The organism is Pseudomonas sp. FSO-7 (genome assembly GCF_059579345.1).
This window is the reverse complement of sequence record NZ_CM184193.1, coordinates 5,030,897-5,050,514: the sequence shown is the minus strand read 5'-3', so window position 1 is coordinate 5,050,514 and position 19,618 is coordinate 5,030,897. Positions and strand designations below refer to the sequence as shown.

At 58.3% G+C, this 19,618-nt stretch carries 20 protein-coding genes; 13 read left to right on the top strand and 7 right to left on the bottom strand.

The window, feature by feature from the left end:
* Window positions 1-118: 118 nt before the first annotated feature.
* Both AC515T_RS22070 and AC515T_RS22065 read right to left on the bottom strand, forming a co-directional pair.
* Window positions 119-436 (bottom strand): helix-turn-helix domain-containing protein, encoded by a 318-nt coding sequence (locus AC515T_RS22070; protein ID WP_496530016.1) that lies wholly within the window; start codon window positions 434-436, stop codon window positions 119-121.
* 84 nt (window positions 437-520) lie between these two features.
* Window positions 521-1,297, bottom strand: coding sequence for an AraC family transcriptional regulator (locus tag AC515T_RS22065; RefSeq protein WP_496530015.1), 777 nt, complete (start codon window positions 1,295-1,297; stop codon window positions 521-523).
* Between the two features lie 112 nt (window positions 1,298-1,409).
* Between AC515T_RS22065 and AC515T_RS22060 the strand changes: the two genes are divergently transcribed.
* The 3 genes from AC515T_RS22060 (at window position 1,410) to AC515T_RS22050 (ending at window position 3,340) form a co-directional block, all read left to right on the top strand.
* Entirely contained in the window at window positions 1,410-2,225 is an 816-nt protein-coding gene (locus AC515T_RS22060; protein ID WP_496530014.1) for a sulfite exporter TauE/SafE family protein, read from the top strand.
* Between the two features lie 43 nt (window positions 2,226-2,268).
* A complete protein-coding gene (locus AC515T_RS22055; protein WP_496530013.1) occupies window positions 2,269-2,493 on the top strand; it encodes a hypothetical protein in 225 nt (74 codons plus the stop codon).
* Between the two features lie 151 nt (window positions 2,494-2,644).
* A complete protein-coding gene (locus AC515T_RS22050) occupies window positions 2,645-3,340 on the top strand; it encodes a DUF6933 domain-containing protein (RefSeq protein WP_496530012.1) in 696 nt (231 codons plus the stop codon).
* Window positions 3,341-3,375: 35 nt separating this feature from the next.
* Here the strand turns inward: AC515T_RS22050 and AC515T_RS22045 are convergent, their stop codons facing one another.
* A complete protein-coding gene (locus AC515T_RS22045; RefSeq protein ID WP_496530011.1) occupies window positions 3,376-4,365 on the bottom strand; it encodes a hypothetical protein in 990 nt (329 codons plus the stop codon).
* 391 nt (window positions 4,366-4,756) lie between these two features.
* Between AC515T_RS22045 and AC515T_RS22040 the strand changes: the two genes are divergently transcribed.
* Together AC515T_RS22040 and AC515T_RS22035 are read left to right on the top strand one after the other, a co-directional pair.
* A complete protein-coding gene (locus tag AC515T_RS22040) occupies window positions 4,757-5,002 on the top strand; it encodes a type II toxin-antitoxin system Phd/YefM family antitoxin (protein WP_486109981.1) in 246 nt (81 codons plus the stop codon).
* Window positions 4,999-5,385, top strand: a complete 387-nt coding sequence (locus tag AC515T_RS22035) for a type II toxin-antitoxin system VapC family toxin (protein WP_496530010.1) — start codon at window positions 4,999-5,001, stop codon at window positions 5,383-5,385. The genes AC515T_RS22040 and AC515T_RS22035 overlap by 4 nt, the downstream gene beginning before the upstream one ends.
* A 57-nt stretch (window positions 5,386-5,442) precedes the next feature.
* Here AC515T_RS22035 and AC515T_RS22030 read toward each other — a convergent pair whose 3' ends face one another.
* The 4 genes from AC515T_RS22030 to AC515T_RS22015 all read right to left on the bottom strand — a co-directional run bounded on the left by AC515T_RS22030 (window position 5,443) and on the right by AC515T_RS22015 (window position 9,478).
* A complete protein-coding gene (locus AC515T_RS22030) occupies window positions 5,443-5,634 on the bottom strand; it encodes a DNA-binding protein (protein ID WP_496530009.1) in 192 nt (63 codons plus the stop codon).
* Between the two features lie 252 nt (window positions 5,635-5,886).
* The gene (locus AC515T_RS22025) at window positions 5,887-6,396 is read right to left on the bottom strand and encodes a BRO-N domain-containing protein (RefSeq protein ID WP_496530008.1); all 510 of its coding nucleotides are present in this window, start codon (window positions 6,394-6,396) and stop codon (window positions 5,887-5,889) included.
* A 1,081-nt stretch (window positions 6,397-7,477) separates the two neighbouring features.
* A complete protein-coding gene (locus tag AC515T_RS22020) occupies window positions 7,478-8,725 on the bottom strand; it encodes a ribonucleotide-diphosphate reductase subunit beta (RefSeq protein ID WP_024776511.1) in 1,248 nt (415 codons plus the stop codon).
* Between the two features lie 489 nt (window positions 8,726-9,214).
* Window positions 9,215-9,478: a DUF2790 domain-containing protein gene (locus tag AC515T_RS22015; protein WP_496530007.1), complete on the bottom strand. Its 264-nt coding sequence runs from the start codon at window positions 9,476-9,478 to the stop codon at window positions 9,215-9,217.
* A 431-nt stretch (window positions 9,479-9,909) separates the two neighbouring features.
* Between AC515T_RS22015 and acs the strand changes: the two genes are divergently transcribed.
* The 8 genes from acs to aruF all read left to right on the top strand — a co-directional run bounded on the left by acs (window position 9,910) and on the right by aruF (window position 19,574).
* The gene (gene acs / locus AC515T_RS22010; protein ID WP_496530006.1) at window positions 9,910-11,865 is read left to right on the top strand and encodes an acetate--CoA ligase; all 1,956 of its coding nucleotides are present in this window, start codon (window positions 9,910-9,912) and stop codon (window positions 11,863-11,865) included.
* Between the two features lie 710 nt (window positions 11,866-12,575).
* Window positions 12,576-13,349, top strand: coding sequence for an ABC transporter substrate-binding protein (locus AC515T_RS22005; RefSeq protein WP_122569291.1), 774 nt, complete (start codon window positions 12,576-12,578; stop codon window positions 13,347-13,349).
* Between the two features lie 90 nt (window positions 13,350-13,439).
* On the top strand, window positions 13,440-14,129 hold the full coding sequence (locus tag AC515T_RS22000; protein ID WP_014339811.1) for an ABC transporter permease: 690 nt from the start codon (window positions 13,440-13,442) through the stop codon (window positions 14,127-14,129).
* The gene (locus tag AC515T_RS21995) at window positions 14,126-14,824 is read left to right on the top strand and encodes an ABC transporter permease (protein WP_192261210.1); all 699 of its coding nucleotides are present in this window, start codon (window positions 14,126-14,128) and stop codon (window positions 14,822-14,824) included. Before AC515T_RS22000 ends, AC515T_RS21995 begins: the two co-directional genes overlap by 4 nt.
* Window positions 14,825-14,880: 56 nt before the next feature.
* Window positions 14,881-15,645 (top strand): ABC transporter ATP-binding protein, encoded by a 765-nt coding sequence (locus AC515T_RS21990; protein ID WP_053124413.1) that lies wholly within the window; start codon window positions 14,881-14,883, stop codon window positions 15,643-15,645.
* A 113-nt stretch (window positions 15,646-15,758) separates the two neighbouring features.
* A complete protein-coding gene (locus tag AC515T_RS21985) occupies window positions 15,759-16,739 on the top strand; it encodes a GlxA family transcriptional regulator (RefSeq protein ID WP_018612661.1) in 981 nt (326 codons plus the stop codon).
* A 357-nt stretch (window positions 16,740-17,096) separates the two neighbouring features.
* On the top strand, window positions 17,097-18,317 hold the full coding sequence (locus tag AC515T_RS21980; RefSeq protein WP_496530005.1) for an aspartate aminotransferase family protein: 1,221 nt from the start codon (window positions 17,097-17,099) through the stop codon (window positions 18,315-18,317).
* 237 nt (window positions 18,318-18,554) lie between these two features.
* Window positions 18,555-19,574, top strand: coding sequence for an arginine/ornithine succinyltransferase subunit alpha (gene aruF / locus AC515T_RS21975; protein WP_092201660.1), 1,020 nt, complete (start codon window positions 18,555-18,557; stop codon window positions 19,572-19,574).
* Window positions 19,575-19,618: the final 44 nt, after the last annotated feature.

The window sequence follows — 19,618 nt, the reverse complement described above, 5'->3', positions numbered from 1 at the left end:
AAAACAGGCTCGGAATGCTCATTGACAACAGTCAACTCCGCTTCCTCGCCTGTTTTCGCCTTGCCTGATCGGCGCTCGGCGACTTTTCGTACAAAGCCCAGCACTTGCGCAGTCGGTGTTATTCGATCATCGCGTAATCGGATCGCCCCATCGGGTCCGGCGTCGCGCCCTTGATGTTCATGCCGCGCCCCGGTGCGAAGCCGGGGAAGAACACCAGCCCCTCGGCCTCCAGGCGAAACGCCAGGGCCAGGCGGGTGACATCGCGCAGCTCGCCACCGGCTTCGAAGCGGCGGATGGCCTGGACCGAGACGCCGGATTGCCGGGACAGCTCCTCGACACTCCAGCCCAGCATGGCTCGGGCCTGTGCACTGTGAGCAGGGGTGAATTGATAGACAGCGATACGTTCCAGGGTGGTTTTGATTGCGAGAGAGGCCATGGGGTGCTCCAAAGCGGTGGGATTCAAAAAAGTACTGTGTTTTTGTACAGTTGTTTTGAATCCGGATCAATCCCATTTTTTTGATCAATGACCAGCGGTCTTCTCCAGCCATGCGCTCGGTGCGTGGCCCAGTACCCGACGGAACATGCTGGAAAACGCAGCGGGGCTGTCGTAGCCCAGATCCAGGGCGATGCGCGTCACCGAATCCCCTTCGGCCAGACGGGCCAACGCCGCCATGACACATGCCTGCTGCCGCCACTGGCTGAAACTCAGCATGGTCTGCCGGCTGAACAACCGATTGAACGAGCGCAAGCTGATATGCAATTGCGCCGCCCATTGCACGGGCGAGGCATGGGCGTCTGGGCGTTTCAGAAATGCCTGACACAGGCCGAGCAGGCGCGGGTCTTGGGGCAGTGGAAGATGCAGTGGCAGATGAGCGCTGCGCAGCAGTTCGTGCAGCAGCAGATCGATCAGCGCGCCATCGCGTCCAGCCTCGTCGTAGTCCGGCACCAGCTCCACGGCTTCCATCAGCAACTGGCGCATCAGGGGCGACACGCTGATGACCTGGCACCGCATGTCCATGGCCGTTACTGCGGTCGGTTCGATGTACAGGCTGCGGGTGCTCACGCCCAGCATCAGCACTTCATGATCGACCCCCGGCGCAATCCACACCGCCCGTTGCGGCGGCACCACCCAATTACCATCCGCCGTGCTGACCTGCATCACCCCGGTGGCGCCATAGAGCAACTGTGCGCGGCGGTGACGATGCAACGGCAGCACGTGTCCATGAGCGTAATCGGTGCCGATGGCAACGACGGCCCTGGGTGTCGCATCCAATAAATCGATCGAAGTGTTGCGCATCGATGGACCACTCACGATTGGCGTAAACGCGAACATTATCGGCCTGTTTGCTACAGCGGGCCAGGTCTCGATTACCTATCGTGGGCGCCTCCCATTTTGCGGATTCGTCTCGATGTTCTATGTATTGCTTGCCTGCTTCGGTTGCCTGAGTGGTGTGACGGCGGTGTTGTTCGGCTTCGGCGGCGGATTTGTCGTGGTGCCCTTGCTGTACCGCATGCTCACCGCCAGCCACGGTGTCGACGACCCTATTAGCCAATCGGCGATGCACATTGCCGTGGCCACCTCGACCTGCGTGATGATCGTCAATGCGTTGATCGCCACCGTAAAGCATCACCGCACCGGTAACCTCATTCGCCACTACGTGTGGCCGCTGGGCGGTTTCATCGGCCTGGGCGCTATCGTCGGAGCCGTCGCAGCGATGTGGGCGAGTAGCGAAGTCATTCGCTATGCCTTCATCGTTTATCTGGGCGTGACCATCCTGGACTGCTTGCTCAGACGCGGTTTTCTCACCCGGTCCGACGCTGTAATCCCACGACGATTGGGCAGGGCAGAGGTGTCAGCAGGCGGGATCAGCATCGGCGCCATCGCCACTTTTCTGGGCGTGGGTGGCAGTGTCATGACGGTCCCGTTGTTGCGCCGTTGCGGGCTGAGCATGTCCCGCGCGACGTCCATGGCTAACCCGTTGAGTTTGCCGGTTGCAGTGGCCGGGACGCTGACTTACATGGCTATGGGCGGGTTTACCGGGTTTGATCTGGGGCAGTGGTTTGTCGGTTACGTCGACTTGATGGCCTTCGCTGTGCTCACACTTGGCGCGCTACTGGGTATCCGTCTGGCAGCGCCATGGATCGGACGGATACCGGATAGGCTTCACGCCTGGGTCTATATTGGATTGTTGGTCGTTGTGATGCTGGGCATATCGATACAATAAATCGGAGCATGGTGTTGCTCGATATTTTGTTAAGGAGGGTGGCATGTCGATATCTGACGCTGACTGGAAGCATTACGAAGAACACCGCGATCTGGCGCTGGAACGCTTCTGCCAAGGCGTTCTTTCGGATGCCCAGACGGTGGCTCAGAACGAAGCTTTATCAGCTCACGCTCGATATCGCACGCTCTACGGCCTTATGCGAGATCGGGACGAGAGCTTGGCGATGGCCTCAACGTCGGTCGACGCCGAGACATCTCTTTATCTTTGAGATTGCTGATTGCGTACGATCTGCTGAGCGATCAAGAATTGACGATTCTGAGTGAGGAGTTACGTGAAAGGGTCTCTGACGCTGTTCGCCAACCCTTCGAGATTGAATGGGCCGACGACGCCTAGCGTTTCTAATATTTCCGAGGATTTGAATGCTGATCTTCAACTGCACCGAAGCGGCCAGCAACTTTTTCAGCCGTGTGAGCAAAGGTAAGAAAGTCACCCCGGTAGAGAAACCACCATCACCTGTTATCGAGGACGATGAGCTAGGTGAGCTCGACGAGCAGTGGCTGGTTCACGTGATCACTGTGCAGCGCAAACACGTGTTGTTCGTCATCCACGTGCAAACCCGTTACTGCATGATTTTCGCCGATGCTAAAAAAGCTGACGTCGAGGGTTTTGTTCAACGGTTTTCTGAACGATGGATCAGTGGCCTGATGCGTCACGCGGGGCAGCACGATCTCCTTCGCTGGGTCGATGACGAGCCGATGATGGAGCGCTTCCAGGAAAGTTGTCGTGAGTACAGCTTTTATAAACGTGGCCACCGTGGTGCACAAAAGCACCTCAACGAGATTTCCTGGTTTTTTGAGGACTGCGCCGCCGAATGGGGCACGTTACCCTCTGATGAGTTCTCCGCAGGTCGCTTCGACGGCAGTATGAATGACACCCCGAGAAGCAGTAAGGGACATAAGGACTATTACTACCCGGACGAAGAAATGATCGTCCATTGGTTGCGGCGTTATGGCGGCTTGGATGAGTTTGCCGCCCAGGCCGCACGTGAGCGGCGCATGGAAGTGAAACGGGAGATGCGGGCGTTCGAACGGCAACTTGCTCAAGAAGCGCAATGAAGAAGGCGTAGCGCTACAGCTAGCCTGAGGCGAAGTCACTTATCGGCCAACCCCGGTGCTTCCCGAACAATGAAGTGATCCAGATTCTCGATATTGGCACTGAACACCCCGAACGTTTCTTCGGGGTTCTTCTTGCTAGGTACCTGTTTCAACTCTGGCGTCACGCCATAAAAGAAGCAATACAACGACGCATCACTGTCGATGGCATGTTTGATCTCTGCCAGGAACGCTTTGCGCTTGCGGTAGTTATCGATCAGCTTCTTGCTCAGGTAAACGTTGACCGAGTAAGGCTTCTTCTTCGCCTCGTCCGGCTGCTTGAACCAGACCTTTGCTTCGAAGTCGATGCGAAAGCTCAGCGTGTAATCCTTGATCTCCTTGATCTTGCCCCAGTAAATCAAGCCCTTGTTGTCCTGCAGGTACTCGATCTTCTTGAAGAACGATCCATAGGGCGCCGTGTGCTCGCCAATCTTCAGCGGCATGCGCTTGAGTAGATCCTTGTTATCGAAATTCGAGACGAAACACTCCACCGGGTGGGCGAAGACACTGGTCTTGTCCGGTGTCGAGTCCTGGGCGGAATGAGCGTCATCACCGTGGGACGATTGATTGGGCGACGTAGGCCGAGTCGCCTCAACATCCTTCGGCAGATCGGACGGCTTACGCGCGTACTGACGCCGAGTCAGTAGCAGCTCCGACGGAAAATGTTCCTCGCGGTCGTCATCCGTTTCCGCCTCGCCACTCTCTACACCCAACCCCGGCGTTTTCGGACTGACATAAGGACAACCCTCGATATGCTGGGTCGTTGGTTGATTCTTGAAATGCGGCGTGCGGATGTAATTGACGTTCTTGGCGTTGAACGTCGTCAGCCGATTGTCCTCATCAAACGCCGCCCGACAGGCATCGTTGGGGCACTGAAAGCGCTCCTTGGCCGAATCGAATGCCATGGTCTCGTCGAAATTCAGATCCCGAACGTCATAGATCGAAAGCTTGGCATCGAGGCTGAGGCAATAGGCGGTGTCGAATTTCATCGGGGCTCGGGTCCGTGAGGGGAGGTGTATTAATACCGAAGGGCAGGGCGGGATGCACCCAAAGTTTCAATGCGCCGCAAACCCTGTGGGAGCGAGCTTGCTCGCGATTCCCAAACCCAGCCCGGCCGTCAAGCCTGCCACCCATCTGCGCCCTGACACCATCCTGTGGCGAGGGGATTTATCCCCGCTGGGCTGCGAAGCGGCCCCCGTTCCACAACAAAAACCAAGGATGGCTACAAAGGCCCGACTGAGGTGTGAAGCCCCGGAATGCTGAGCGACACACCCTGATGACTGCGGCTTGAGACGCCATTTTGACAAACGGCCAGCTCGGCATCTTGCTTATCCAAAATCGCTGTCTTAGTCTAGCTTAGCTAAGCTATGGAGGTGATATATGAACGAACTGGTGCAAGTAAACATGCACGAAGCAAAGTCCCAGCTTTCCCAGCTTGCGGAGCGTGCATGGCATGGCGACAAGGTGGTGATCGCCAAGGCCGGTAAACCTTATCTGGATCTACTGCCCCATATCGATACACCTCGGGCGCGCAAGCCTGGGCGGTTAAAGGGGAAAATTCGGATGTCTGCGGATTTTGACAAGACTCCCGACGACATCATCGATGGATTTGAGGGCAGTTTATGAGGCGTCTGTTGTTAGATACCCATGCGTTTCTTTGGTGGCTTTCCGATGATCCTGCTCTGGGTACGGAGGCTCGGCAGATGATGGGGGAGCCACGTAACCAGGTTCTGGTGAGCGCCGCTTCAATCTGGGAGATATCGATCAAGCAGGCTAAAGGGATGCTTGAAGCTCCAGAAGATCTTGAGGCGCTGGTTGAGGACGAGGGTTTTACCAAGCTGCCGATTTCATTGTTCCATGGACAGCAGGCGGGCAAGTTACCGGAGATTCATCGCGATCCATTTGATCGGATGTTGATTGCCCAGGCTCAGGCGGAAGGACTGGAGTTAGTCACCGCGGACGGGATTATTCCGCAGTACGGAGTACGGGTGGTTTCGGCACGGTTGTGAGGGGAGGCGAGATGCTGGTGTTCAGTTCCGGCGGATTCTGACCGCCCCCCGAAGACATCATTGATGGCTTTGAGGGCCCGCTCTGAGTGGAGACGATTCTTCTGAATCCGAGATTTCAGCCGGTACTTCAGCCACGTAGGCCTCGTCAAACTCTCGCATAGTGGCCTTGTCGATAGCGCCGATTTTCAGCAGTGCTTCGGCCGAGCTGTGAATTGACTCGAAGGCTTCACTTTTTATTTTTTTCGTCATTACATATCCCCATATGTTCTTTTTCGTCTAACAGGAACTGGACGTTTCCTGAAGCCACTATTCCACACCGCCATAGTCGTGGGAGCCTGCCTGCGATTTTCAAAACAACGCAGCAACCAAGCACTACACCAATCTGTGACTTGACACCCGTGGCGAGGGAGCTTGCTCCCGCTGGGCTGCGAAGCGGCCCCAATTCAATATTCCCAACAAAAAACCGCCGCCCGAACACGGACGACGGCTTCTGATTGAATCTCAAAACCCTCGCAAAACCCGAGAAGCTTTCCGCCACCAGGATTCATGCTGGCTAAACTGATCATCCACCAGCACTGCGGGCATATCCCGCAAACGAATCCATGGCTCATCCTGCCAGTGCAGCATGCAGAGCGACATCTTCGGCCAATCCAACACGCTCAACGTAGGCCGTTCCACCTTATGCGAGTAGCGCTCATCCCGCAGGGTTGGCACCACCTGATGCGTGATCCACTCACGCAGCAATCGATACTCAGGGCAGTAGTGATAAACCAGCAACGCATAAACGCCTGACTCGCTCAGCATCAGACGTTCCTCGGTCAAACCGTGGACATGCACGAGCATCATCCGGCGCTGGTCAGGGTCAAGCTTGCGGGTCATGCGCTCATCAAGGTGTTTGCTCATCAAACGACCCAGATCGGATGCGCTGAACCAAGCCTGGTTTTCAACCAGGAGGGCATGCAGATGAATATTGTGGCGAATAAATTGAGTAGGAATCAGCGGATCAGGCATGGCAGACCTCCCTGTAGGAAGGCGCGTGGTCTGGTGTAGCGTTGTAGCTGATTTCCTTCGGGATGAAGGGACGATTCTTAGGCATATCCATTACCTCTACTTGTAGCTTTCTTAGGGCTAAGGCGCCGGGAGTTAAGAAACCCCAAGTAGAAGGCCGGACATATTCCCCTTTCGGGTCTTGTATTAGCCCACTCCCGACATGGCAGAGGTTTTCTTATGTCCACGAAAAATCCGTAGGCACAAAAAAGCCGCGTCTTTCGGGAGCGGTCAGGCCGCTACTTGAGGCGTTTCTTAGGCGCCGGACGCAAGAGGTTAGGTGGTTGGAAATGAGCGGTCAAGCAAGGTTTGAGAGACGCCTATGATGTGGCGTTTCTAAAAGTAAAAACGCTGCAATGGCGGCGGGGCCAAAGGATAGCCGCAGTGGCGCGGCTATCCCTACTTCGGGCTCAAAGTTGCGCAAAAATGCTAATCATATGGCTATCCCCTTTTTTGTAGCCAGGGCGTGGAGTCTGGAAGTAGGTACCAGAGATCGATAGATTATAAATTTTACTCAGTTCACAGAGGTCCCATTCATGACCTGGAGTCACATGACCGCCATGTGTCTGATAGCAGCGTAGAACTTCTTTTCCTGTGCGAGAGATGCCAAGCGCGTGAGGTTCAACCACTCGCGGGATACCACTGTAAGTGAATGTCAGGACTTGGAGGTTATCGATAGCATCAATAATTGTCTGTTTCATAGGTTTTACTCAGAACGTGATTATAGAGCGGGGCAGTCACCTATCCCGCAACGTTACGCTTTAAAAAAAGCAGATAGACCTTCGTCAGTAACGAAATCTCCGACGCGAGGCCGTTGAAACCGTCCGAAAGGTGTCTATAATCACGTCGCGCATTTTCTCAATGCTTCGTGATCTGAGTTCTTCCAGTCACGGCCCGCACCTTTGGGCTTCTGTTCATTGGTGCGGTCAAGACCCGTAGCAGTCGTTGGCGCGATTGCTACGGGTTTCTTGTTTTTGCCTACCTTAGGTTACGGATTGCCGCATCTTTTGGACCTGCTGCTCTTTCGAGCAGCAGGTCATGCTAATCAATCCCAGCTCAACGCCCCACCCGTCTGATACTCAATCACGCGCGTCTCAAAGAAGTTCTTCTCTTTCTTCAAGTCCATGATCTCGCTCATCCAAGGGAACGGGTTCGTCGTCCCTGGGTACTCTTCCTTCAGACCAATCTGCGACAGGCGACGGTTAGCGATGAACTTCAGATAGTCTTCCATCATCGCCGCATTCATCCCCAGCACCCCACGAGGCATGGTGTCGCGCGCGTATTCGATCTCCAGTTGAGTCCCTTGCAGGATCATCTGGGTCGCTTCTTCCTTCATCTCGGCATCCCACAGGTGTGGGTTTTCGATTTTGATCTGGTTGATCACGTCGATGCCGAAGTTCAGGTGCATGGATTCGTCGCGCAGGATGTATTGGAACTGCTCGGCGACGCCGGTCATTTTGTTGCGGCGGCCCATGGAGAGGATCTGGGTGAAGCCGCAGTAGAAGAAGATGCCTTCCAGGACGCAGTAGTAGGCGATCAGGTTGCGCAGCAGCTCTTTATCGGTTTCCGGGGTGCCGGTTTCGAACTTCGGATCGGAGATCGAACGGGTGTATTTCAGGCCCCAGGCGGCTTTTTTCGCGACCGATGGGATCTCGTGGTACATGTTGAAGATCTCGCCTTCATCCATGGCCAGCGATTCGATGCAGTACTGGTAGGCGTGGGTGTGGATCGCCTCTTCGAAGGCCTGGCGCAGGATGTACTGGCGGCACTCCGGGTTGGTGATCAGGCGGTACACGGCCAGGACCAGGTTGTTGGCAACCAGGGAGTCGGCGGTGGAGAAGAAGCCCAGGTTGCGCATCACGATGCGGCGCTCGTCGTCGGTCAGGCCTTCCGGGTTTTTCCAGAGGGCGATGTCGGCGGTCATGTTGACTTCTTGCGGCATCCAGTGGTTTGCGCAGCCGTCCAGGTACTTCTGCCAGGCCCAGTCGTATTTGAAGGGCACGAGCTGGTTGAGGTCGGCGCGGCAGTTGATCATGCGCTTTTCATCGACGGCGACACGGGCGGAGGCGCCTTCGAGTTCGGCGAGGCCTTCAGCGACGTCGAGTTTGTCGAGGGCGGCCTTGGCGCGAATGATCGCGGCCGAGTCGCTGGCCGTCACAGCCCGAGCTTCGAGGGCGGCGGCACCGCCGGCGCTGTCGAGGCGGTCCATGTTGGCTTCAGAAGCGTGGCCGGCGTTGGCGCCTTTTACAGCGACTTCGCCGTCTTCTTTGTCGAATTCGTCCCAGCTCAGCATGACGTGTTGTCTCCTGCGTGAGGGCCAGATGCCCGTTGAAGGCCTACTGGCCGCGGTGGATCTTGGAAAATCGTTTGTTGCAGCAGCTGACGCAGGCAATAAACAGAAAAATGTACGGGTCGTTCTGAAGCGGCTGTGAGCGCAAGGAGGCGATGGGCCTCTGCGTGGGCTTCAGGCTGGTTTGACTCCCTGTAAGGGAATATTGCAGGCCCGTTTAAGGCGGCATTATAAGGACTTTTTTGCCTACGTGCTGCGGCGAAATGGCTCACAGAAGGGACGGCGGGGGGCATATCCGCGTGGGAGCGAGGGTTTACAAGGCTTTGGCCGCGTAAGATTTTTTTTGCATGAAGCGGATCGTGGATTTTTTTGATCAAAAAACCAGCGTTTTTTGCGGTTTTGCACTACATGTTGTGTTTGTTGGCCGTTTTTGGTGGCTCCAGACACAACCAGGCCCGAGCGGAATCGGGCCGTGGAAATTGCCAGTTGTGATCAGTCGTTCGAGCAACCGTTGCCCATGACGCGGTAGCTCAGGATGTGGCGCTGGCCCTTGGAGTCGTCGTATTCCATCTTGGCCGGGACCACTTCGCAGACGTTCGGGATGTCGCTCATGGAGATGACCTTGGCGATGTCCAGGTGGGTGGAGTAGGTGTACTCCTCAATGGCTGGTTTTTGCTGTGCAACGTCGGTCGGGGCCTCATCCGCCATCGCGGTGGCGCACAGGCTGCCGAGGACCAGAACCCATAAAGCTTTCATCTGTATTTCACCTTTTTTGAGGTCGAGTGGGGTCACGCAACCTTTTTGGGGTTGCGTGTGGAGCAAGTGTTGGAAGTTGGATTAACGGCCTTCGTGGGGGCTGTGTTGCGTTAATCGTGTTTGCCGGTTGGCGAGGTGGATTTTAGAGGGTGGGGTTAATCGCAAAAAGACCGGGTTTTGATAAACACTGTTGGTTGATCTGGTAATAATCGCTACCGATGGTGGGGTTGTCCGTGGCATCTATGTTGGATGCGCCGCCGTCATCGCGAGCAAGCTCGCTCCCACACAGGAAAATGCCGGCAGGCAGGGCCTTGCACGTTAGTACCGACATTTTGTAGGGACTTGTTACTACCATCGTCGAATGGTTCTATAGGCCCGCCCCGGGCTACAACGGGTTCATACAAAAACAACTATTCACCGAGGTAAGAAAGATGAGTGCGGCTTCTGTGTATCCCGTTCGTCCCGAGGTTGCGGCCAATACGTTGACTGACGAGGCGACCTACAAGGCCATGTACCAGCAGTCGGTCGTCAATCCGGACGGCTTCTGGCGCGAGCAGGCCAAGCGCCTCGATTGGATCAAGCCTTTCACCACGGTGAAGCAGACTTCCTTCGACGATCACCATGTCGACATCAAGTGGTTCGCCGACGGCACCTTGAACGTTTCCTACAACTGCCTCGACCGTCACCTGGCCGAGCGCGGCGATCAAATTGCGATTATCTGGGAAGGGGATGACCCGTCCGAGAGCCGCAACATCACCTATCGCGAGCTGCACGAAGAAGTCTGCAAGTTCGCCAACGCCCTGCGCGGCCAGGACGTGCATCGCGGCGACGTGGTGACCATCTACATGCCGATGATCCCTGAAGCCGTGGTCGCGATGCTGGCCTGTACCCGGATCGGTGCGATTCACTCGGTGGTGTTCGGCGGTTTCTCCCCTGAAGCACTGGCGGGACGGATCATCGATTGCAAATCCAAAGTGGTGATCACTGCCGACGAAGGTATTCGCGCCGGCAAGAAGATCCCGCTCAAGGCCAACGTCGATGACGCGCTGACCAACCCGGAAACCAGCAGCATCCAGAAAGTCATCGTGTGCAAGCGCACGGCGGGCAACATCAAGTGGAACCAGCATCGCGACATCTGGTATGAAGACCTGATGAAGGTGGCCGGCACCGTTTGCGCGCCGAAGGAAATGGGCGCCGAGGAAGCGCTGTTCATCCTCTACACCTCCGGCTCCACCGGCAAGCCCAAGGGCGTGCAGCACACCACGGCGGGCTACTTGCTGTATGCGGCGCTGACCCATGAGCGGGTGTTCGACTACAAGCCGGGCGAGGTCTACTGGTGCACCGCCGACGTGGGCTGGGTCACCGGTCACAGCTATATCGTCTACGGCCCGCTGGCCAATGGCGCGACCACGCTGCTGTTCGAAGGCGTGCCGAATTATCCGGACATCACCCGGGTGGCCAAGGTCATCGACAAGCATAAGGTCAGCATCCTTTACACCGCGCCGACCGCCATCCGCGCGATGATGGCGTCGGGTACTGCCGCGGTCGAAGGCGCCGATGGCAGCAGCCTGCGCCTGTTGGGTTCGGTGGGCGAGCCGATCAACCCGGAAGCCTGGGACTGGTACTACAAAAATGTCGGCAAAGAGCGTTGCCCGATCGTCGACACCTGGTGGCAGACCGAAACCGGTGGTGTGCTGATCAGCCCGCTGCCAGGTGCCACGGCGTTGAAGCCGGGTTCCGCGACTCGTCCGTTCTTTGGGGTGGTGCCAGCGTTGGTGGACAACCTCGGCAACCTGATCGAAGGCGCGGCCGAAGGCAACCTGGTGATCCTCGATTCGTGGCCAGGCCAGGCCCGTACCCTGTACGGCGACCATGACCGTTTTGTCGACACCTACTTCAAGACCTTCAGCGGCATGTACTTTACCGGTGACGGCGCCCGTCGCGACGAGGACGGCTACTACTGGATCACCGGTCGGGTGGATGACGTGCTCAACGTGTCCGGTCACCGCATGGGTACGGCCGAGATCGAGAGCGCCATGGTCGCCCACCCGAAAGTCGCCGAGGCGGCGGTGGTGGGGGTGCCGCACGACATCAAGGGGCAGGGCATCTATGTCTACGTCACCCTCAATGCCGGCGAAGAAACCAGCGAGGCCCTGCGCCTGGAGCTGAAGAACTGGGTGCGCAAGGAGATCGGTCCGATTGCTTCGCCGGACGTGATCCAGTGGGCGCCCGGGCTGCCGAAGACCCGTTCCGGCAAGATCATGCGCCGCATCCTGCGCAAGATCGCCACGGCGGAATACGACGGGTTGGGTGATATCTCCACTCTGGCCGATCCGGGTGTGGTGGCGCATCTGATCGAGACGCACAAGACCATGAATGTGGCCTGACGGTAACCCGTAACACTGAAAAGCCCCGCCCGGCAGTGCCGAGCGGGGCTTTTTTTTGGATGTCGAGCGCCTAGCTCTGTGGCGAGGGAGCTTGCTCCCGCTGGGCTGCGCAGCAGCCCCAAAACCAGGCACCGCAGTCATTCAATCATACCGCGTCGGCCGGCCTACGACTGCTGCGCAGCCGAGCGGGAGCAAGCGCCCTCGCCACGGTGTTTTGTGTTCGGCTGGCATGGTCTGCGAATAAATATCGGCGTTTAAAGTAAGAGGTGTCCGAACGTTACCGGTGTTTCGAAATGTGTAACCAAAGGCGCCATAACGGGGCGATGTGAAACGCGAAGCCTCGTTATAGGGCGGATCCAGGCGTTTCGGAAAATAAGCCGACACGCTGTGCTTGCCGGATTAGAAGGGTTTGCGAATAATGGGCCCGCTATTTGCAGCATAGATCGGTTTCCCTTCTTTTGCTCTTGCATGAATTTGCGGGGCTGTCAATGTGCTCGAACAGCTTTCTCGGTGCTTCTGTAATTTGTTGTCGCATTGAAGAAATATCGGCTTCGGGCCTGTCGTTAGAATGCCGATCACTCGCTCGTCGTGGCTCGCGTTGGTTAAGCCGTGAGCTTCCTAGGACGCAGCGCCAACGTTCGTTTCACCCATTCGCATATTGGGCTGTCGCTCACTCTGCCGTTTTTGCCCTTTACCGATGGAGTCCCAAGATGAAGAAACTTGTGCTGCTTGGCGCCCTGGCACTGTCCGTGCTGTCCCTGCCGACTTTCGCTGATGAGAAGCCCCTGAAGATTGGTATCGAAGCGGCTTACCCTCCGTTCGCCTCCAAAGCCCCGGATGGCAGCATCGTCGGTTTCGACTACGACATCGGCAACGCGCTGTGCGAAGAGATGAAGGTCAAGTGCGTGTGGGTCGAGCAAGAGTTCGACGGCCTGATCCCGGCGCTGAAGGTACGCAAGATCGACGCGATCCTGTCGTCCATGTCCATTACTGAAGATCGCAAGAAGTCGGTTGATTTCACCAACAAGTACTACAACACCCCGGCCCGTCTGGTGATGAAGGCCGGTACCCAGGTCGGCGACAACCTGGCTGAGCTCAAGGGCAAGAACATCGGCGTGCAGCGCGGTTCGATCCACGAGCGTTTCGCCCGTGAAGTCCTGGCTCCGCTGGGTGCCGAGATCAAGCCATACGGTTCGCAGAACGAGATCTACCTGGACGTGTCCGCCGGTCGCCTCGACGGCACCGTGGCAGACGCTACCCTGTTGGATGACGGCTTCCTCAAGACCGACGCCGGCAAGGGCTTCGCATTTGTAGGTCCAGCCTTCACCGACGAGAAATACTTCGGCGACGGCATCGGTATCGCGGTTCGCAAGGGCGATGCCCTGAAAGACAAGATCAATGGCGCGATCACTGCCATCCGCGAGAACGGCAAGTACAAGCAAATCCAGGACAAATACTTCGCTTTCGATATCTACGGCAAGTAACGACGTCCCGCCACTCGTGCGAAATGGCGCAAGCAACAGGATCTCTGCGGTTTGCGCCATTTTTTCATCCCACTTTCGAGGACCTGAATCATGTTGAAAGGCTACGGGGCTGTCATCCTCGATGGCGCATGGTTGACGCTTGAGCTCGCCTTGTCGTCCATGGCCCTGGCCATCGTCCTGGGGTTGATCGGCGTTGCGTTGCGCCTCTCTCCGGTGCGCTGGCTGGCGTGGCTGGGCGACCTGTATTCCACGGTCATTCGCGGCATTCCCGATCTGGTGTTGATCCTGCTGATTTTCTACGGCGGCCAGGATCTGCTCAATCGCGTGGCGCCGATGCTCGGCTATGACGACTACATCGACCTGAACCCGCTGGCGGCCGGTATCGGCACCCTGGGCTTCATCTTCGGTGCGTACCTGTCGGAAACCTTTCGCGGCGCGTTCATGGCGATCCCCAAGGGACAGGCCGAGGCGGGCATGGCGTACGGCATGAACGGGTTCCAGGTGTTCTTCCGAGTGCTGGTGCCGCAGATGATTCGCCTGGCGATTCCAGGCTTCACCAACAACTGGCTGGTATTGACCAAGGCCACCGCGCTGATTTCCGTGGTGGGCCTGCAAGACATGATGTTCAAGGCCAAGCAGGCGGCGGATGCCACTCGCGAGCCCTTCACCTTCTTCCTCGCAGTGGCGGCGATGTACCTGGTCATCACCAGTGTCTCGTTGCTGGCATTGCGTCACCTTGAGAAGCGCTACTCGGTAGGCGTAAGGGCGGCTGATCTATGATCTTCGACTACAACGTCATCTATGAAGCCTTGCCGCTGTATTTCAGTGGCTTGCTGACCACCCTCAAATTGTTGGCCCTGTCGCTGTTCTTCGGCCTGTTGGCGGCGTTGCCCCTGGGGTTGATGCGCGTCTCGAAGCAGCCGCTCGTCAACATGACGGCCTGGCTCTACACCTACGTGATCCGCGGCACGCCGATGCTGGTGCAGCTGTTCCTGATCTACTACGGGCTGGCGCAGTTCGCGATCGTGCGCGAAAGCTTCCTCTGGCCGTGGCTGTCCAGTGCGACGTTCTGTGCGTGCCTGGCGTTCGCCATCAACACCAGCGCCTACACCGCCGAAATCATCGCCGGTAGCCTGCGGGCCACGCCCAATGGTGAGATCGAGGCGGCCAAGGCCATGGGCATGTCGCGCTACAAGCTGTATCGCCGGATCCTGCTGCCGTCGGCCTTGCGTCGGGCGCTGCCGCAATACAGCAACGAAGTGATCATGATGTTGCAGACCACCAGCCTGGCCTCCATCGTGACCCTGATCGACATCACCGGTGCGGCGCGCACGGTGAATGCGCAGTATTACTTGCCGTTCGAGGCCTACATCACGGCCGGCGCGTTCTACCTGTGCCTGACCTTCATTCTGGTGCGCCTGTTCAAACTGGCCGAGCGCCGCTGGCTGGGTTACCTGGCCCCGCGCAAGCACTGATAACGCATCGATCCGATCGACTGCTCAACGACTGACGTTTTGTGAGAACCGACCGCATGTACAAGCTTGAAGTCCAAGACCTGCATAAACGCTATGGCAGTCACGAAGTGCTCAAGGGCGTGTCCCTGAAAGCCGCCGCTGGCGATGTGATCAGCATCATCGGCTCCAGTGGCTCCGGCAAGAGCACCTTCCTGCGTTGCATCAACCTGCTTGAGCAACCCCATGCCGGCAAGATTCTGCTCAACAACGAAGAGCTGAAGCTGGTCGCCGGCAAGGACGGCGCCATGAAGGCCGCAGACCCCAAGCAACTGCAGCGCATGCGTTCGCGGCTGTCGATGGTGTTCCAGCATTTCAACCTGTGGTCCCACATGACCGCGCTGGAAAACATCATGGAAGCGCCTGTGCATGTACTGGGCGTGGCCAAGGCTGAAGCGCGGGAGAAGGCCGAGCACTACCTGAACAAGGTCGGCGTGGCCCATCGCAAAGACGCCTACCCGGGCCACATGTCCGGTGGCGAGCAGCAGCGCGTGGCGATTGCCCGTGCGCTGGCGATGGAGCCTGAGGTGATGCTGTTCGACGAGCCGACCTCGGCCCTGGACCCGGAGCTGGTGGGCGACGTGCTCAAAGTGATGCAGGCCTTGGCCCTGGAAGGTCGGACCATGGTCGTGGTGACCCACGAAATGGGCTTTGCCCGTGAAGTGTCGAACCAGCTGGTGTTCCTGCACAAAGGCATCGTCGAAGAAAGTGGCAACCCGCGCGAAGTGTTGGTCAATCCACAATCGGAGCGCCTGCAACAATTTCTTTCGGGCAGCCTCAAGTAATCGCTCCCGTTACGCACCTGATTTGGGTCATGCTGCGCACCGCGCGCCAGATGGTCTAATTTGGTTGCAGCCGCTTTTGGCTTTAACACTGTTTTCGCTTCGGATCGCCCGCCATGACTGCCCATCGAATAGGTTTCCTGATTTGGCCCAGCACTAAAGCGTTGACGCTGGCGCTGGCCGAGGAGGCCTTGCGTGTCGCTCAGCGAGTGCATCCGGATGTGGTCTACGAGCTGTCGTTCTTGCAGGCCGAACCCCCGGCCGATGGCGCCTGGCAACTGCCGGGCGAACCTTGGGCCGGCAAGCTCGAGGGTTTCCAGAAGCTGTTCCTGCTGGCCGACGAGCCACCGACCGCCCTGGCCTCGCCTCTGAGCAGCGCCCTCAAGCAACTGGTGCGTGCCGGTTGTGTGATCGGCGGTTTGTCGGCCGGTGTCTATCCCCTGGCTCAACTGGGTTTGCTCGACGGCTACCGTGCCGCCGTGCACTGGCGCTGGCAGGATGACTTCTCCGAACGCTTCCCCAAGGTCATCGCCACCAGTCATCTGTTCGACTGGGATCGCGATCGCCTGAGCGCTTGCGGTGGCATGTCGGTGCTGGACCTGTTGCTGGCGGTGCTGGCCCGGGATCACGGCGCGGAACTGGCCGGCGCGGTCTCGGAAGAGTTGGTGGTCGAGCGCATTCGCGAGGGCGGCGAGCGCCAGCGTATCCCGCTGCAGAACCGCCTCGGCTCCAGCCATCCAAAGCTCACCCAGGCGGTGCTGCTGATGGAAGCCAATATTGAAGAGCCGCTGACCACCGACGAAATCGCCCAGCATGTGTGCGTGTCCCGCCGGCAATTGGAGCGCATCTTCAAGCAATACCTCAACCGTGTGCCCAGCCAGTACTACCTTGAACTGCGCCTGAACAAGGCCCGGCAGATGCTGATGCAAACCAGCAAATCCATCATCCAGATCGGCCTGTCCTGCGGTTTCTCCTCGGGGCCGCACTTCTCCAGTGCCTACCGCAACTTCTTCGGCGCCACGCCACGGGAAGACCGCAACCAGCGACGCAGCAGCAGCCCGTTCGAATTGTCCTCGGTGCCGTCCGAACGGGGCTAAGCGGCAAGACTGCGGATAGGGCGGTCAGCACAAAAAACTGTGGGAGCGAGCTTGCTCGCGATAGCGGTGTATCAATCACCTATTTGCAGCTGACCCACTGCTATCGCGAGCAAGCTCGCTCCCACAGGTGTTTTGTATATGGCAGCGGAAATGTGGAGGCAGGCACCTCAAATCCTGCGACAACGTTTAAACTGCGCCTTTGCGACGCTATTTGTCGCATTGCCGTAAACCCGCGCAAAACGTGGGTTGGCGCTATAAGAAGTTGTCGCTTGGCGGCAAGGCCGGGCTGAAAACTGTCCTTACAATCCTTACCAAGCCCGCCAGTTCCAGGCGGGTGTTCCTCATCAGGAGACTCCGATGTCCGTTGAGCAAGCCGCGGTACAACGCGCCGATTTCGACCAGGTTATGGTTCCCAACTATGCACCTGCTGCCTTCATACCGGTACGTGGCGCCGGTTCCCGCGTATGGGACCAATCCGGTCGTGAGCTGATCGACTTTGCTGGCGGTATCGCAGTCAACGTACTGGGCCATGCCCACCCGGCGCTGGTCGGTGCACTGACCGAGCAGGCCAACAAGCTGTGGCACGTGTCCAACGTCTTCACCAACGAACCGGCCCTGCGCCTGGCCCACAAACTGGTCAACGCGACCTTTGCCGAGCGCGCGTTCTTCTGCAACTCCGGCGCCGAAGCCAACGAGGCCGCCTTCAAGCTGGCCCGTCGCGTTGCGTTCGATCGTTTCGGCAGCGAAAAATACGAAATCATCGCCGCGCTCAATAGCTTCCACGGTCGCACCCTGTTCACCGTCAACGTCGGCGGGCAGTCGAAGTATTCCGACGGCTTCGGGCCTAAAATTACCGGCATCACCCACGTTCCTTATAACGACCTGGCGGCTTTGAAAGCGGCCATTTCGGACAAGACTTGCGCCGTGGTGCTGGAGCCGATCCAGGGCGAGGGCGGTGTGCTGCCAGCCGAGCAGGCTTACCTGCAAGGCGCCCGCGACCTGTGCGATGCCCACGACGCGCTGTTGGTATTCGACGAAGTGCAGACCGGCATGGGCCGCAGCGGTCATCTGTTCGCCTACATGCACTACGGCGTGGTCCCGGACATCCTCACCAGCGCCAAGAGCCTGGGCGGTGGTTTCCCGATTGCCGCGATGCTCACCACCGAAGCGCTGGCCAAGCACCTGGTCGTCGGCACCCACGGCACCACTTACGGTGGTAACCCGCTGGCTTGTGCGGTGGCTGAAGCGGTGATCGACGTGGTCAATACGCCTGAGGTGCTCGGTGGTGTCAAAACCAAGCACGACAAGTTCAAGGCGCGCCTGGAGCAGATCGGCGAGAAGTACGGCCTGTTCACCCAGGTGCGTGGCCTGGGCCTGCTGATTGGTTGCGTGCTGAACGACGCTTGGAAAGGCAAGGCCAAAGACATCTTCAACGCCGCCGAACAGGAAGGCCTGATGATCCTGCAAGCCGGCCCGGACGTGATTCGCTTCGCCCCGAGCCTGGTGGTGGAAGACGCCGATATCGACGCCGGTCTGGACCGCTTCGAGCGGGCCGCGGCGAAGCTGACGCAAGCCTAAGGCTGAAGCCGGACCCCTTGTGGGAGCGAGCTTGCTCGCGATGGCGTCGGATGAGCCAACATCAATGTTGACTGACACACCGCTATCGCGAGCAAGCTCGCTCCCACAGGAGTCTTGCAGCGGCTGAAAAATCGAAGACCGCCGCAGATGCAATGCGGGCCAGGGTGTTCGTTTAGTTTTTTTTCTGTGTGTCGACCCAACGGTCGAACCCTTTATTTCAAGTTAAGGAGTGACACCATGCTGGTGATGCGCCCCGCGCAAATGGCTGATCTGGGCGAGGTACAGCGTCTGGCTGCGGACAGTCCGATCGGTGTCACTTCCTTGCCGGATGACGTGGAACGCCTGAGCGACAAGATCGCCGCAAGCGAAGCCTCGTTTGCCGCCGAAGTCAGCTTCAACGGTGAAGAGAGCTATTTCTTCGTCCTCGAAGACACCGCGACCGGCAAGCTGGCGGGCTGTTCGGCCATCGTCGCGTCGGCCGGTTATTCCGAACCATTCTACAGCTTTCGCAACGAGACTTTCGTTCACGCCTCCCGTGAGCTGAAGATCCACAACAAGATCCACGTGCTTTCCCAATGCCACGACCTGACCGGTAATAGCTTGTTGACCAGTTTCTACGTGGTGCCGGAGCTGGTGGGCTCGCCATGGTCGGAACTCAACTCGCGCGGGCGGCTGTTGTTCGTTGCCAGCCATCCGGAGCGGTTCGCCGATTCGGTGGTGACCGAGATCGTCGGCTACAGCGATGAGAATGGCGACTCGCCGTTCTGGGACGCCATCGGTCGCAACTTCTTCGACCTCAACTACGCCGCCGCCGAGCGCTTGTGCGGGCTGAAAAGCCGTACCTTCCTCGCCGAGCTGATGCCCCATTACCCGATCTACGTGCCGCTGTTGCCGGACGCCGCCCAGGAAGCCATGGGCCAGGTCCATCCGCGGGCGCAGATCACCTTCGACATCCTGATGCGCGAGGGTTTCGAGACCGATCACTACATCGACATCTTCGACGGTGGCCCGACCCTGCATGCCCGCGTCTCAGGCATCCGCTCGATCGCCCAGAGCCGCGTGGTGCCGGTCAAGATCGGCGAACCGGTCAAGGGCGTCGGTCGCCAATACCTGGTGGCCAATGCCCAATTGCAGGACTACCGCGCCGTGCTGCTCGAACTCGACTACGCGCCGGGCAAGCCTGTGACCCTGGACATGGAAGCGGCCGAAGCCTTGGGCGTTGGCGAAGGCGCCAGCGTGCGTCTGGTAGCTGTTTAACGCCTTACCGCTGAGTTTCGCGGGTGGCGCAAGCGACCCGTTTG